Source organism: Rhodovibrio sodomensis (genome assembly GCF_016583645.1).
Classification (GTDB): Bacteria; Pseudomonadota; Alphaproteobacteria; order Kiloniellales; family Rhodovibrionaceae; genus Rhodovibrio; species Rhodovibrio sodomensis.
This window is the reverse complement of the sequence record NZ_NRRL01000131.1, coordinates 1-14,675: the sequence shown is the minus strand read 5'-3', so window position 1 is coordinate 14,675 and position 14,675 is coordinate 1. Positions and strand designations below refer to the sequence as shown.

The following is a 14,675-nucleotide window of genomic DNA, read 5'->3' as shown; positions in this document are numbered from 1 at the left end:
GAGCGCTCGCCGCCGCGACCGCCGTGATATAGGCCGGCGCCGCCCCCGCCCACCTGTTATCCACCCTGCCCAAAGAGATGCGATGAACCGACGAGCCCACGACCAAAGCCAAAATTAGAACTGCTGGACCGGCCCCGCCACGCGTTCCCGGTTAGCCGCCGGGGTCGCCCCGGCTGACCAGCTGCGGGCCGCTGTCGGCGGTGCGGCCCAGCTCCAGGATCGGGCCCTGGGCCGCCTGGGCGTCGTCCGGGTCGTGGGTGACCAGCAGGATCGGCAGGCCGCGCGCCCGGGCGTGCTCGAACACGAACCGCCGCAGCCGGCCGCGCAGCGCGGCATCCAGCTTGGAGAACGGCTCGTCCAGCAGCAGCGCCCGCGGCTCCGCCAGCAGCGTGCGCAGCAGCGCCACCCGGGCGCGCTGGCCGCCCGACAGGGTGGCGGGGTCGCGGTCGCCGAAGCCGTCCAGCTCGGCTTCCTTGAGCGCCGCGTAGACGCGCTGCCGGCGCTGGCGCCGGCCCAGCCCGGGCGGCAGGCCGAACGCGAGGTTCTCGGCGACCGACAGGTGCGGGAACAGCAGGTCGTCCTGGAACAGGATGCCGATGCGCCGCGCCTCCGGCGGTTCGGCGGTGACGTCGGCGCCGTCGATCAGCACCCGGCCGTGCGCGCTGAAGCCGTGCGGCAGCGTGCCGGTCAGGAAGGCGAGCAGGCTCGACTTGCCGGAGCCGGACGGGCCCATCACGGTCACCACCTCGCCGCCCGGTACCGACAGGCTGATCGGACCCAGCAGCCGCCGGCCGTCCAGGTCGATCGCCGCGGCCTCGACGTCGAGGTGCGGCTGCCCGGACCGGGCGGCTGGGTCGCTGTGCGTCTCTTCGCTCACGCGTTATCCCTCCAGGGCGCGCCGGTTGCGGAACAGCCAGGCGGGCAGGGCGATCGCGGCGGCGAACACCGCCAGCGGCAGCAGCGCCTGCAACAGCGCGAACACGCCCGCGATCCGGCGGTCGCCGCCGCCCGCCTGGGCGACCGCTTCGGTGGTGAAGGTGGCGAACCGCCCGGCGCCGGCAAACACGGTCGGCAGGTACTGCGTCACCGACACCGCGAAGCCGACCGCGAAGGCGAACAGGATCGGCCGCGCCAGCATCGGCAGCTTGACCCGCCAGAACACCCGGCCCGGCCGTGCGCCCAGGCACAAGGCGGCGCGCGGATAGCGCCCGTCGAGCGCGCGGTAGGCGTCGGCGAGCGACAGGAACAGATAGGGCAGCACGAACAACAGATGGCTCCACACCAGGGCCGGCCAGGTGCCGTCCAGGCCGGCGCGCACCGCCAGCACCTGCGCGCCGAACAGGAACGAGACCTGCGGCACCAAGAGCGGCAGGTAGAGCAGCCACAGCGCCCGGCCGGTCGGCCGCGCCTGGTTGCGCTGCTCGTTCTCCAGGCAGCCCAGGGTCAGCACGAGCGCGATCCCCGCGGCGACGAGGCCGCAGATCAGCGTGGTGCTGCCGGTCAGCCAGATGTTGTCGAGCTGCCGGTTCCAGGTATCCAGGCTCCAGCTCGCCGGCAGCGGGTCGGGGTAGCGCCAGCGCCCGGTCAGCGACCAGACCGCGAGGACGACGAGCCCGGCGAGCGACAGGGCGTGCACCGCCAGCATCGCCGTCTTGGCCCCGGCGCGCGCCACCGGTGCCGGCCCGCCGCGTCCGCCGGCGGCGATCCAGTGCCGGCCCAGGCGCATCGCCGCCCGCTCGCAGAGGTGCCAGGCCAGGATCGCGCCCGCGACCAAGAGCAGCTGCAGCGCCGCGCCCGCGGCGCCGACGAAGCGCAGCGTCAGATCGGGATCGTTGAACCAGCGGAACACCTGGACCGCCAGCGGCGGCGGCGTGCCGGGACCGAGCACCAGCGCGACGTCGACCACCGAGAGCGAGAACGCCAGCACGGCGTAGATCGGCAGGCGAATCTGGCCGTAGACCGCCGGCAGCACGGTCTTCAGCCACCCGGTGACCGGCCCGTAGCCGAGCGAGCGGGCGACCGCCAGGCGCTTGTCCGCCCGCGTCTGGTCGAGCGCGGCCAGCGTCATCAGAAAAAGATAGGGCACCTCCTTGATCACCAGCGCGGCCGTCAGCGCGAGGCCGTACGGGTCCTGCACGATGATCAGCGCCGGCGGCACCTCCCAGCCGGTCAGCCAGGGCGAGACCAGCCGCGCCGCCCAGCCGCTCGGCGCGATCAGGAACGCCAGCCCGATCGCCACCGCGACGTGCGGCACCGCCAGCAGCGGCGCCAGGAAGCGGCGCACCCGGGCTATCGTGCGGGTGCCCTGGGCGGCGGCGACGAAGCCGACCACGATGACAAGCGCGATCAGGGTGGCCAGCACGCCGCTTGTAAGGGTCAGCCGGACGCTGTCGCCCAGCCCGGGGGTCGCCAGCATCTCCCGCCAATGGGCGAGCGTCAGGCGGTCGCCTCCCAGCGCCGGAAACCAGCCGAACGCCGGCAGCCAGGTGTACAGCAGGCCGGCCCCGATCGGCGCCAGGAACAGCGCCAGCGCCGCCCCCGGAAACACCCGCAGCCAGGCATCGCCCGGCCGCCGCATGCGCGCGGCCGGCGTGGGCGGGCTGAGACCGGTCAACTGACGCAGGGCGGTGACCATCTCGCTTTAAGGACCGGTGGCTGAGGCGTTGCGGGTGGGGGCGGCGTTCGCGCGCGCTGGACCCGGCGGGCACGGCTGCCCGCGCGGGATCTGATCTTAAGCCGCCCGCAAGGGCCTGTCAGCCGGGCTCACGGAAACCTGAGGCGAAGCTTGGCGAAGACGAAAAAAGGGATGCGGAGAGCGACCTCCGCATCCCTTGAGACGAATTGACGGCGTCTTGTCGACCGGGGCTTCTGGGCAAGAGGCTGCAAGGTTGGACCCACCTTTTCAGCTGTATCTTGCCCGCACCTTCAGGACTTAGAGCGATACTGCCGCCTCACGCCGATCCAGCTTGCAGGCAGTTCGCCCTAGGCCGCCGCGGTGCGCCGACGGCCGAGCCAGCCGAGGCCGACCAGGCCGACGCCGAGCAGACCCAGGGTGGCCGGGACCGGCACGGTGGTCTGCAGGTCGAACGACGTGGTGTTCTGGCCGCCGCCATGCACGATCGTCGCGATCTGCGTCAGCGAGTAGGGGGCGCTCGGAGCGTTCACGCCGCCGGACACGCCCGAGAAGGCGCCGCCGTTGAACGGACCCAGGTCCGCGATCTGCGTGCCAAGCCCGAACAGCGCGTTGGTCGCGTCGGCGTAGACCTCGAACGACACTTCGCCTTGCGTCGTCCCGCCGACGTCGGACTTCAGTTTGCTCGCGCCCGTGTAATCGGTCTCGGAGAACTTGATCGTGAGCGTGCCGGCGGCGCTGCTCGAGTTGACCGAGTTCAGGTCGATGTCGGGGAAGGCGGCGGAGCCGAGCGTCGGCTTGGTGGCCCCGGTCGACACGTTGAGAAAGAAGTTGCCGACGGTGCCGATGAAGGTAACGGCACCGGCGAGGGCGTTCGAATCGAGGGCGTCACCGTCGGCGATGGTGAGCGTCGTCGCTCCGGAACTCAGTTCCAGCGTCGGCAGCGCCCATGCTTGCACGGGGGCCAATCCGGCGCTGGCGATAGCCGCGGCTGCTAGCGTCTTGAGGAGATGTTTCATGTTCCTATCTTCCTGCTCGTTCTGGATCTGGCTGACCCATGCCGCCCAAGTAAGCAAGTTCCGGGCCAGTTACCTAAACCCCTGAACGGCAAAGCTTTGCCTGTGCGCAAGACCTAAGGGTGTTGGGGCTTTTTACAGGCGCAGGCAGGTACGCGGCGATCGTGCGTAAAGTGTCGCGACACTGAGCTTTGTTAGCGCCGCGGGCGCGCGGCCAACGCACTGAGAAAATTGATGGAAACCGGTTTTGCGCTGGGCGCCGCCGTGCCGGCGCCGCGGGTCATGCCCACCGCGCGAGCGGGACCCGCGCGGCTATGCTTCTCGGCAAGCCACGGGGCCGCCCGGCGCTTTCCGATCGTGTCTTGCGAGGCTTCGGCCACTGGTCTAAAGATGATCGGTGCGATGCGGGTGTAGCTCAGGGGTTAGAGCACTAGCTTCCCAAGCTAGGTGTCGTGGGTTCGAATCCCATCACCCGCTCCACCCTCTTCCCCTCGGCCCGTCAATCTTCTCCTCAGCTCGTCAATCGAGTGTCGATGACGGCCCGAAGCGCGGCCGGGGTAGAACCGCGCCGGACCGGTAAGCCTAACGGGAGCCGTGGTCCCCGGGCCGGGCAGCTGGTGACCGCGCGCCGGCCCAGCTCCGGGTGCCGGGCCCTGCTGGCCGACCCGGGCTTCAGCCTGCTACAAGAGTGCGGTCGGCCGTGCGTTCGGAGAGTTCGGCCCGGTGGGCCCGCGGGCGGCGCTTGGTTGTTCTGGGCCACGCCCGCGCGGGCCGAACTGGCGGGCGTGCGATCGATCGTCGAGGAGATGGAGCCGCAGGCATGAGGCACGCGCCCGACCGCTTCACCCAGGCGATTGCCGCGATCGACCGGGTCAACATGGAGGACCCGGGCACCGAATGGCTTGACGGCGCGCCGGTGCCGCGCGGCCTCGCCTACGGCCGGCGCATGACCGGATGGGTGGAGCGGCTGAATCCCGACGCCTCGCAGGCGTTGCGGCTGGCGGCGCGCGCCCAGCACATCCGCCGCTGGGAAATTCCCCGGGACAGGTACCCCGGCGGGCGCGACGGGTACCTGCGCTGGCGTACCCACCTGAAGCGCCACCACGCCCGGGTCGCCTCGGAGGTGTTGGCGGATATCGGCTACGACGCCGACACGATCGCGCGGGTCCGGGACCTGCTGCGCAAGCGCGGGGTCAAGACCGATCCCGAAACGCAAACGCTGGAAGACGCCGCGTGCCTGGTGTTCCTGGAAAACGGCCTGGTGGACTTCGCCCGCAAGCACGACAGCGGCAAGGTCACGGGCATCCTGCGAAAGACCTGGACCAAGATGTCCGAGGCCGGCCGGCGGGAGGCCCTGCAGCTCGACCTGCCCGAGGCGGCGCGCGCTCTGGTCGCCGACGCGCTGGCGTGAGCGGCGCGCACCGGCCGCCCGCCCGTTAACACCGGCGGGCGCGGGGCTCGCCGCGTCATCAGTCCCGCCGCGATGGCCCACCGCTGCGCGGGCCGAATCCCGTTTGCCCCGCCGGGCACTCTGACGGTCGAACCCGACGGACAGGTCGACGAAGCCGGGCACCTGACGGGGCACGCCGAGATCCCGATGCGCCCTGACAACGGCCACCTGCTGGCCGACGCGCCGGCGAGGCGCTCGATTCCAGTGACAACGCCTCCGTGCCCTGGCAGATCGGGGCGGCGATGTCGCCGACCGCACGCGGGTACGCCGCGCCGGTCGTAAGTTCAACAAGGACCGGCGAAGACGGTCCGAGACGTGAAGGGACGGAACGCTCATGGCTGAACGACTGGCCGGCAAGACGTGTCTGATCACCGCGGCGGGGCAGGGGATTGGACGCGCGACCGCGCTCTCCTACGCCCGCGAAGGCGCCCGTGTGATCGCCACCGACATCAACGAGCAGGGGCTGCAGGAGCTGGCCCGGGAGCACGCCGGCATCGAGACCGAGCGCCTGGACGTGCGCGACGGCGAGGCGGTGAAGGCGGCCGCGCAGCGGCACCGCGACGTCGACGTGCTGTTCAACTGCGCCGGCTTCGTGCACCACGGCAGCATCCTCGATGTCGACGACGCGGACTACGATTTCTCGTTCGATCTCAACGTGCAGAGCGCGTTCCGGCTCAGCCGCGCGTTCCTGCCGGCGATGCTGGAGCGCGAGCGCGGCTGCATCCTGGCGGTGTCGTCCGCCGCCTCCAGCATCAAGGGCGTCCCCAACCGCTGCATCTACGCCACCACCAAGGCGGCGCTGATCGGGCTGATGAAGTCGATCGCCGCCGACTTCGTCTCGCGCGGCGTGCGCGCCAACGCGATCTGTCCGGGGACCGTGCAGACGCCGTCGCTGGACGACCGCATCGCCCAGCAGGGCGGCGACGTCGACGAGGTGCGGCGCAATTTCGTGGCCCGCCAGCCGATGGGCCGGCTGGGCACGCCGGAGGAGATCGCCGCCATGGCGACCTATCTGGCCTCCGACGAGGCCGCCTTCGTGACCGGCCAGGCGTTCGTCATCGACGGCGGCTGGGCGATGTGAGCCGCAGCCGTTCGCGGCTCTACGCCCCATCCAAGGCTCCGGCCGATCCGGTTGGGAACCGCGGTTGATGCGACCGCGGGCAACGAGACATACGCGCCACGGTTTTGTTGGCGTCGGGCTGATGGGGTACGGCGCGGCGCGTCTCGCTTGGCCATGAGCCGGGTCTTAGCTGAGCTAATGGGGCGGTGCGAGATTACTTGTTTGCGGGGCTCCCGGCGAAGCTGTTGGGTGGAACTGGACCAGAGCCAAGGTTCGAGACCCCGAGGTCCAGGGTTCCAGACCCAAGGAGGCCGCGATGGCAGCGAACACGCCGAATATTCTTTTCGTCATGGCCGACCAGGTCGGCGCGCCCGCGCTGCCGATCTACGGACACCCGGTGATGAAGACGCCGAACCTGGAGCGGCTCGCGGCCGGCGGCACCGTGTTCGAGAACGCCTACTGCAACTCGCCGCTGTGCTCGACCTCGCGGGTCTCGATGCTGTCGGGGCGGCTCGCCTCCGAGCTGGACGCCTACGACAACGCGTCCGAGTTCCCGGCCGCCGTGCCGACCTTCGCCCACTACCTGCGATCGCTCGGCTACCGCACCTGCCTGAGCGGCAAGATGCACCTGGTCGGGCCGGACCAGCTGCACGGCTTCGAGGAACGCCTGACCACCGATTTCTACCCGGTCGACTTCGGCTGGACCCCGAACTGGGAGAAGCAGTGGGAGAAGCTGTCGTTCTTCCACAACATGGACAGCGTGACCAAGGCCGGCGTGTGCGCGCGCTCGATGCCGATCGACTACGACGACGAGACGACCTACCAGGCGCAGCGCCGGCTGTACGACTACGCCCGGGATCGGGCCGATGCCCGGCCGTTCTTTATGACCGTCTCGCTGACCCACCCGCACGATCCCTACGCAACCACGCGCGAGTACTGGGACCGCTACGACGACAGCGAAATCGACATGCCGAGCGTGCCGCACATCCCGCCGGAGCGGCGCGACCCGCACAGCCGGCGGCTGTTCTACCACTACGGCATGCACGAACAGGAGGTCACCGACGCGGATATCGTGAAGGCCCGGCACGCGTACTACGGCATGACCACCTACGTGGACGACAAGCTGGGCCAGCTGATGGACACGCTCGAGCGGTCCGGGATGGCGGACGACACGATCGTCATCTTCTCCGCCGACCACGGCGACATGCTGGGCGAGCGCGGCATGTGGTACAAGATGTCGTTCTACGAGTGGTCCGCCTCGGTGCCGTTCGTCGTCCGCCACCCGGACGTGGATGGCGGCAAGCGGGTCGAAAGCGCGATGTCGCTGATCGATCTGTTCCCGACCCTGGTCGAGTTCGCGGGCGGCGGTAAGCCGGACCCGGAGTGCGCCCCGCACCTGAAGGGCCAGAGCGTCGCGCCGCTGCTGCAGGGCGACAGCACCGGCTGGCCGGACACGGTCTACAGCGAGTACCTGGGGGAAGGCGCCGCCGGCCCGTGCCTGATGGTGCGCAAGGGCCGGCACAAGTACGTCTACAGCGCCGGCGAGCCCGACAGCGCCGGCGATCCGCCGCAGCTGTTCGACCTCAAGGACGATCCCAAGGAGCTGGACGACCGCGCCGGCCGGGACGACTACGCGACCATCGAGGCCGAGCTGAAGGATCTGGTCGCCGACCGCTGGGACCTCGCCAACCTGCGCGCGGACGTGGTGGAGAGCCAGAAGCGCCGGCGGTTCGTGTTCGACGCGCTCAGCCGCGGCAAGCCCGCGCCCTGGGACTACGCCCCGTCGTACGATGCGGCCAACCTCTACATCCGCAACGACGAGGCGCTGTCGGCGCGGGAGTACCGCGCCCGGCTGGACGAGCCGACCGGCTCTTGACGGCCGGACCGCGACCGCCGCGCATGAAAGCCCTGTTGCCCCGAGCCGGCCGCGCGATCGCCGTCGCCGCGGCCCTCGCGGCGATGCCGGGCGCGTTCGCGGCGACCGGCGGGTGGGCCCAGACCCGGGACCAGGATGAGATCGCGATCGGGGTGCCGCCGTGGCCGGGGGTCGCGGTGAAGTCCCAGGTGGTGGCGCAGATCCTGGATGCGATCGGCTACCCCGCGCGCATCGAGGCGCGTTCGCTGACGCAGGTCTACCGGGGGATCGCCGAGGGCGACCTCGACGTCACCCTGGGCGCCTGGATGCCGGCGCAGAGGTCGATGCTGCGGCCGCTGCTCAAGACCGGCCGGGCGGAACAGCTGGCGGTCAACCTCGACGGCGCCGTCCAGGGCCTGGCGGTGCCGGCCTACGTCTGCCACGACGGGATCCAATCCGTCGACGACCTGGCGGCGCATGGCGCGCGGTTCGACCGCCGGATCCATGCCATCGACGCCGGGGCGGCGATGACCCAGGCGTTCGAGGACGCGATCGCCGACGATGACCACGGCTTGGGCGGCTGGCAGGTCGTGCCCGGCAGCACCGCCGGCATGCTGTCGCGGGTCGCGCAGGCCATCCGGAACCGGCAGGCGATCGTGTTCCACGGCTGGAAGCCGCACTGGATGAACGTGCGCTTCCAGATCTGCTTGCTGTCCGACGACGCCGGCGGCGGGATCGCCGACGTCGCCAGCACGGTGTGGACCGTGACGGCCCGGGGCTGGGCCGACGACAACGCTGGAGCCGCGCGGTTTCTGCGCCAACTCCAACCGACCTCCGCCGTGCAGAGCCGGTGGATCTACGAACACGTCTACCGGGACCGGGACGCCGAGGACGTCGCGCGGAGCTGGATCATCGAGCAGACGGGCCAGGTGGAGATCTGGCTGGACGGCGTCCGGGCCGCGAACGGTCGGCCGGCGATCCAGGCGGTGCGGGCGGCGATCGGCGGCTGACTCGCCGGCGCCCCTTGCCGGCCCGGACCCGGCCCGGCTTGAACATCTAATCTTGTTTCCGGGCCGGGGCTGTGCTGGGACGGCGGGCACGGTGTCGGGCCGCAACCCGCGTGCAGCACGCGCGGGCCCGCGCCCAGTTGCCACGTGACCCAATCCCGGGGGCGTCATGACAGCGGTCGTCGACTTCCTGAACGGCATTCTGTGGGGCTACGTGCTGGTCTACGGCCTGCTGGCCGTGGGCGTGTACTTCACCGTCCGCCTCGGCCTGCCGCAGATCCGGCATTTCGCCGAGATGTTCCGGGTGATCCGCAGCGCCCCGCAGACCGACGTCGCGGGCATTACCCCGTTTCAGGCGCTGACCGTCTCGCTCGCCTCGCGGGTCGGCACCGGCAACCTCGCCGGCGTCGCGGTCGCGCTCTACCTGGGCGGCGCGGGTGCGATCTTCTGGATGTGGATCGTCGCGCTGGTCGGCATGGCGACGGCCTACGTCGAGAGCACGCTGGCGCAGCTCTACAAGGTCAAGAACCAGGACGGTCAGTACCGCGGCGGGCCGGCGTTCTACATCGCGCGCGGCCTGAACTCGAAGCTCGCGGCGGCGCTGTTCTCGATCGCCCTGATCCTGTCGTTCGGGCTGGTGTTCAACGCCGTGCAGGCGAACGCCATCGCCTCCGCCGTGGAGGGCGCGTTCGGCGTGCCGCAACTCGCGACCGGCATCGTCGTGGCCGCGGTCGCCGGCGTGGTGATCTTCGGCGGGATCCCGCAGATCGCCCGGGTGGCCTCCTACATCGTGCCGTTCATGGCGATCGCCTACGTGCTGGTCGCGCTGGTCGTCCTGGCGCTCAACATCGGCGAGGTGCCGGCCATGCTGGCGACCATCGTGCAGAGCGCGTTCGGCCTGGAGCCGGCGGCCGGCGGCGTGACCGGCGGGATCACCGCGGCGATGCTGAACGGGGTCAAGCGCGGGCTGTTCTCCAACGAGGCGGGCATGGGCTCGGCGCCCAACATCGCCGCCTGCGCCACGCCGCAGCCGCACCACCCGTCCTCGCAGGGCTTCGTGCAGGCGTTGGGGGTGTTCATCGACACCCTGGTGATCTGCACCGTGACCGCGTTGATCATCCTGCTGTCCGGGGTGTTCGAGCCCGGCAGCGGCATGACCGGGACCAAGCTGACCCAGGCCGCGCTGGCCGACCACATCGGCGTGGCCGGCGACTACTTCATCGCGCTCGCGATTCTGTTCTTCGCCTTCACCTCGATCATCGGCAACTACAGCTATGCCGAGAACGCACTGACCTACTGGGGGTTGGGCGGCCGGACGCCGGTGATGATCCTGCGCGTCGCCGTGCTGGCGATGGTGATCTGGGGCACGCTGCAGACGGTGCAGACGGTGTTCAACACGGCCGACGCCTCGATGGGTCTGATGGCGACGATCAACCTGGTCGCGATCGTGCTGCTGTCCGGGACGGTCGTGAAGCTGACCCGCGATTACTTCGCCCAGCGCCGGGCGGGGCAGGAACCGCAATTCCACGGCCGCGACTACCCGGAGCTGGCGAACAAGGTCGAGCACGACATCTGGTGGCGCGCGCGCCGGTGACCGGGGCGGGTGCCAGGCGGGGCCGCCCGGGCCGGTCGAAGGGCGGCGGCTCGAAGCATCGCGCACGGGCGGCACCGCCACCTGTCTGTACGTCTGTCAGCAGCCGTGGCCGCGCGCTTCGCCCCGCGCGAGCCGGCCTTGCAGTCCGTCGCGCACGCCTTGCCTTAGGATCGGTCTCGAACGCCGCCGCGGCGCGCCGGCCGGGGCCGTCCGACCGTTGGCGCGCCGGATCGCTCGGCGCCGGCAAGGTTGCCCGAGGTTGCCGTGCCCCTGTAGCTTACTCGCCGCGGTGTTCGCAGGCCGCCTGCGAATGGGAAACCGGTGCGAGTCCGGTGCGGCCCCCGCCACTGTGTTGGACCACGCTGCGCTCATCAGGCCACTGGCGTCGGACTGGGAAGGCGAGCGCGGAAACGTCCTGAGCCAGGAGACCGACCGCGATCCACCGACTCACCTCCCCCCAGCGGCGCGGTGGGCGCCGGAAGGAGACTGAATGAAGTTCCTGATCGCTTTTCTCGCGACCGCGCTGAGTGCGACCAGCGCGCTTGCGCACACCGGTGCGATGACGGCCGGCGGCTTTCTGACCGGCTTCCTGCACCCGATCGGCGGGCTCGACCACGTGCTTGCGATTGTGACTGTTGGTCTGCTGGCGTTTCACGTCGGCGGCCGGGCCACCTGGCTTGTCCCGGCAAGCTTCGTCGGCATGATGGTCGTCGGCGGCGCGCTCGGCGCCGCGGCGCTGGCGCTGCCGCTGGTCGAGTTCGGTATCGTTCTGTCCGTCGTCGTGCTGGGCGCGATGGTGGCGAGCGGCCGGGCGATGCCCGCGGTGCTCGCGATCGCGGTCGTCGGCGCGTTTGCCGTCTTCCACGGCCACGCGCACGGGACGGAGATGCCGGGGGCCGCGTCCGGCATGGCCTACGGCCTCGGGTTCGTGCTGGCGACGGCACTGCTGCACGCGGCCGGGCTGCTGGCCGGCTACGGCCTGGCCCGGCTCGGCCCGGTCAGCGGCGCCCGGCTGGTGCGGGTCACCGGGGGTGCTGCTGCCTGCGCGGGGCTGCTGCTGTTCGCCGGGGTTCTGTAAGGTAAGGGAGCCCGACCGATCGCCGCCCGCGCCGGCCCGGTCATGGCTCGCGCGGGCGGTGTCCTGTGCTCTAACGTCCTGACCACAGGGCAAGATTCAGCTGAAAGGTGCGTACACCATTCAGCAGCTTGCTCTAGCCCGATGGGGTGGACGCCCCCTCCGGCGGCATCGGTGTGCCAGAATGGGTATATCGACAAACGCCATTCGAGGAGGAGGCATCCATGTCGGAGGTTAGCATGATCGGGCTGGATCTGGCGAAGAACACGTTTCAGGCGCACGGCGAGAACGCCGATGGGTCCGTGGCATTCCGCAAGAAGCTGCGCCGGGACAAGGTGATGATGTTCTTCGATAGCCAGCCGCGCTGCACGGTGGCGATGGAAGCGTGCGCCAGCGCGCACTTCTGGGCGCGCTCGCTTCAGGAGCTCGGACACGAGGTCCGGCTCGTGCCGCCGCGCTACGTCAAGCCGTTCGTTAAGCGCCAGAAGAACGACGCGGCCGACGCGGAGGCGATTGCCGAGGCCGCCAGCCGGCCGACGATGCGGTTCGTGGCGATCAAGAGCGAGGCCAAGCAGGCCCAGGGGATGGCGTTCAAGACGCGCGACCTCATGGTTCGCCAACGCACGCAGATGATTAACGCGCTACGCGGTAACATGGCCGAGTTCGGCGTGATCGCACCGCAGGGCGTGGCGAACGTCGAGCGCCTACGTTCGGTCGTTGATGACCCTGAGGCTGCTCTGCCTGCACCCGTCGTGGCCTTGGCTCAGATGGCGCTGGAGCAGATTGACGAGGTCACCAAGCGGATCGACGCGATCGAGCATGATATCAAAAAGCTCGCCCGCCAGCAGGACACCAGCAAGCGGGTGATGACGATCCCGGGCGTTGGGCCGATCTGCGCCACGGCCGTAGAGGCGTTCGCCCCGCCCATGGAGAGCTTCAACAGTGGGCGCGACTTCGCCGCTTGGCTGGGGCTGACGCCGCGTCAGCATTCGACCGGTGGCAAGGAGCGGCTGGGCAAGATGTCCAAGATGGGCCAGCGCGACCTCAGGCGCCTGCTCGTAGGCGGCGCGATGGCCGTGGTGCGCTGGGCCGCCAAGCACGGCGCGCCGGCGGGCTCCTGGCTGGGGCGCATGCTCGAGCGCAAACCGCGCATGGTCGTTGCCGTCGCCCTGGCGAACAAGAACGCACGCATCATCTGGGCGCTGCTGACCCAGGGTGGCGTGTACAAGGATCCGGCGGTCGCCGCGGCGTAAGCGCCAAGACGGCCGTCCGGATGGCGTCGGAGGATGCGAGCAGGTCTCAGGGAAGGTAAGGGCAAACGGTCATCGAGACGGGGTCGGGAAAACCAGGAAAATCAGGTGTGCTCTACGCACGTTAACCCGATTTGGACCTGATCCGCGTATCTCCATACAGGCCCGCGGCGTGTAACGGCCGCATCATGAGGCCGGACACACGACTGCACCTGACCGCATGCCAATACCGGACCCGAGGAGAAATCGCTTGCATCTGCGGGGGCGTCCACACACGGATTTTGCACGCAGGCGGGGCGGACCTCCCTTGAACCCGCGGATTCGTGCGGGTTATGGGCGCTGAGAAAGCACACGAGTTCAGCGCGGAGGTCCGCCCATGGCAGACGGTAACGAACAGCAGCTGCGATTTCATCCCATCGATGGCTGCACGGTCCGGGCCGACTTCGACGGCGGGGCGATGTCGTCGGACTTCGGCCCGATGCTGCTGCGCGGTGTCGACCGCCAGATCGGCCTGAGCGACCGTCTGGCCGCGGCGATCGCGGATTGGCGTCATCCTTCCTACACCGACCATGAGTTCCGGGACCTTCTCGCGCAGCGGTCCTTCCTGCACGCCTGCGGCTACGCCGACGGCAACGACGCCGACGCCCTGAGCGCCGATCCGGTGTTCCAGCTCGGCCTGGACCGCTATCCGCTCGCCGGGGAGAGCCGTCTAGCCAGCGGCTCCACGTTCTCGCGCCTCGAGAACGGAGTTTCCAGGAAGGACGTCTACCGCCTCGCCCAGGCGTTCGTGGACCAGTTCATCGCCGGCTACGCGCAGGCCCCCGAGGCGATCGTGCTGGACCTGGATCACACCGTCGATCCGACCCACGGCCAGCAGGCGTTCAGCTTCTACAATCATCATTACCGCACGCACTGCTTCTTGCCGCTGGTGATCTTCGAGGGTCAGACCGGGCGCTTGGTCACGGCGGTGCTGCGCCCGGGCAAGACCCCGACCGGCGCGGAGAACGCCAGCATCCTGCGGCGCGTGCTCGAGCGCCTGCGCGCGGCTTGGCCGGACACCCATATCCTGGTCCGCGGCGATGGCCACTTCGCCAATCCAGAGATCATGAGCCTGCTCGCGGAGCGGGCGAACACCGATTTCCTGGTCGGTCTGACCGGCAACAATCGGCTGTACGAGCAGGCCCGGCCGTATCTCGACGCCGCGGCCGAAATGCACGCTGCCCGCTGCGCGGAGTCCCAGCGGATGGGCATCACCCCGCCTCAGGCTACGCGCAGCTACCACGAACTCTCCTACGCCGCGGGCTCGTGGCCGATCGCCCCGCGAGTGGCCCTCAAGGCCGAGGTCATGGCGGCCGGCCGGAACCCGCGGTTCGTCGCGACCTCCCTGCAGCACCCCGAGCCGGAGCAACTGTACGCCGATCTCTATACCGCGCGCGGACAGGACGAAAACTTCATCAAACACTTGAAGAACGACCTGTTCGCCGAGCGCACCTCCGACCACAGTTTCCTGGCCAACCACCTGCGGCTGTTCTACGCCGGCGCCGCCTACGTCCTGCACCATGCCCTGCGCACGCAGGTCCTGGCGCACACCGAACTCGCCCGGGCGGACCCCGGCACCGTGATCGTCAGGCTGTTCAAACTCGCCGTGCGGGTGGTGCCCAAAAAGCGACGCGTGGACCTGCACCTGTCCACCGGCTGTCCGGTGAAGGGCTTGCTGCACCGGGCGAGCGAGATCC

Annotated in this window: 11 protein-coding genes, 1 tRNA gene and 1 riboswitch; of the genes, 9 read left to right on the top strand and 3 right to left on the bottom strand. The window is 69.9% G+C overall.

Translation table 11 applies throughout. From position 1 onward, the window contains the following. Positions 1-151: 151 nt before the first annotated feature. The 3 genes from CKO28_RS23910 to CKO28_RS23900 form a co-directional block, all read right to left on the bottom strand. The gene (locus CKO28_RS23910) at positions 152-877 is read right to left on the bottom strand and encodes an ATP-binding cassette domain-containing protein (RefSeq protein ID WP_200343406.1); all 726 of its coding nucleotides are present in this window, start codon (positions 875-877) and stop codon (positions 152-154) included. 3 nt (positions 878-880) lie between these two features. Further along, positions 881-2,635 (bottom strand): ABC transporter permease, encoded by a 1,755-nt coding sequence (locus CKO28_RS23905; protein ID WP_242480785.1) that lies wholly within the window; start codon positions 2,633-2,635, stop codon positions 881-883. A 347-nt stretch (positions 2,636-2,982) separates the two neighbouring features. Next, complete coding sequence (locus tag CKO28_RS23900) at positions 2,983-3,651, bottom strand: PEP-CTERM sorting domain-containing protein (protein WP_200343405.1); 669 nt, start codon at positions 3,649-3,651, stop codon at positions 2,983-2,985. 401 nt (positions 3,652-4,052) lie between these two features. Between CKO28_RS23900 and CKO28_RS23895 the strand changes: the two genes are divergently transcribed. From CKO28_RS23895 to CKO28_RS23855, 9 genes are all read left to right on the top strand, one after another. Beyond that, positions 4,053-4,128, top strand: a tRNA-Gly gene (locus tag CKO28_RS23895). A gap of 340 nt (positions 4,129-4,468) precedes the next feature. After that, complete coding sequence (locus tag CKO28_RS23890; protein ID WP_200343404.1) at positions 4,469-5,059, top strand: DUF4202 domain-containing protein; 591 nt, start codon at positions 4,469-4,471, stop codon at positions 5,057-5,059. A gap of 373 nt (positions 5,060-5,432) precedes the next feature. Further along, entirely contained in the window at positions 5,433-6,179 is a 747-nt protein-coding gene (locus tag CKO28_RS23885) for an SDR family oxidoreductase (RefSeq protein ID WP_200343403.1), read from the top strand. A 295-nt stretch (positions 6,180-6,474) separates the two neighbouring features. Further along, the gene (gene betC / locus CKO28_RS23880; RefSeq protein ID WP_200343402.1) at positions 6,475-8,034 is read left to right on the top strand and encodes a choline-sulfatase; all 1,560 of its coding nucleotides are present in this window, start codon (positions 6,475-6,477) and stop codon (positions 8,032-8,034) included. A gap of 23 nt (positions 8,035-8,057) precedes the next feature. Continuing rightward, positions 8,058-9,023 carry a glycine betaine ABC transporter substrate-binding protein gene (locus CKO28_RS23875; protein WP_200343401.1) on the top strand — a complete coding sequence of 322 codons (966 nt, stop codon included), beginning with the start codon at positions 8,058-8,060 and terminating at the stop codon, positions 9,021-9,023. 166 nt (positions 9,024-9,189) lie between these two features. Continuing rightward, positions 9,190-10,614, top strand: coding sequence for an alanine/glycine:cation symporter family protein (locus CKO28_RS23870; RefSeq protein ID WP_200343400.1), 1,425 nt, complete (start codon positions 9,190-9,192; stop codon positions 10,612-10,614). 270 nt (positions 10,615-10,884) lie between these two features. Further along, positions 10,885-11,065, top strand: a riboswitch (cobalamin riboswitch). 39 nt (positions 11,066-11,104) lie between these two features. Beyond that, positions 11,105-11,692, top strand: coding sequence for a HupE/UreJ family protein (locus CKO28_RS23865; protein ID WP_200343399.1), 588 nt, complete (start codon positions 11,105-11,107; stop codon positions 11,690-11,692). Between the two features lie 221 nt (positions 11,693-11,913). Further along, entirely contained in the window at positions 11,914-12,942 is a 1,029-nt protein-coding gene (locus CKO28_RS23860) for an IS110 family RNA-guided transposase (protein ID WP_200343398.1), read from the top strand. A 373-nt stretch (positions 12,943-13,315) separates the two neighbouring features. Next, a partial coding sequence (locus CKO28_RS23855) for an IS1380 family transposase (RefSeq protein ID WP_200343397.1) occupies positions 13,316-14,675 on the top strand: 1,360 nt, incomplete at its 3' end.

What these genes read in the sequence shown, in the direction of transcription:
- CKO28_RS23900 (WP_200343405.1), bottom strand. Translation starts at nt 3,651, where the DNA reads ATGAAACATCTCCTCAAGACGCTAGCAGCCGCGGCTATCGCCAGCGCC.
- CKO28_RS23860 (WP_200343398.1), top strand. Translation starts at nt 11,914, where the DNA reads ATGTCGGAGGTTAGCATGATCGGGCTGGATCTGGCGAAGAACACGTTT.
- CKO28_RS23890 (WP_200343404.1), top strand. Translation starts at nt 4,469, where the DNA reads ATGAGGCACGCGCCCGACCGCTTCACCCAGGCGATTGCCGCGATCGAC.
- betC (WP_200343402.1), top strand. Translation starts at nt 6,475, where the DNA reads ATGGCAGCGAACACGCCGAATATTCTTTTCGTCATGGCCGACCAGGTC.
- CKO28_RS23885 (WP_200343403.1), top strand. Translation starts at nt 5,433, where the DNA reads ATGGCTGAACGACTGGCCGGCAAGACGTGTCTGATCACCGCGGCGGGG.
- CKO28_RS23905 (WP_242480785.1), bottom strand. Translation starts at nt 2,635, where the DNA reads ATGGTCACCGCCCTGCGTCAGTTGACCGGTCTCAGCCCGCCCACGCCG.
- CKO28_RS23865 (WP_200343399.1), top strand. Translation starts at nt 11,105, where the DNA reads ATGAAGTTCCTGATCGCTTTTCTCGCGACCGCGCTGAGTGCGACCAGC.
- CKO28_RS23870 (WP_200343400.1), top strand. Translation starts at nt 9,190, where the DNA reads ATGACAGCGGTCGTCGACTTCCTGAACGGCATTCTGTGGGGCTACGTG.
- CKO28_RS23875 (WP_200343401.1), top strand. Translation starts at nt 8,058, where the DNA reads ATGAAAGCCCTGTTGCCCCGAGCCGGCCGCGCGATCGCCGTCGCCGCG.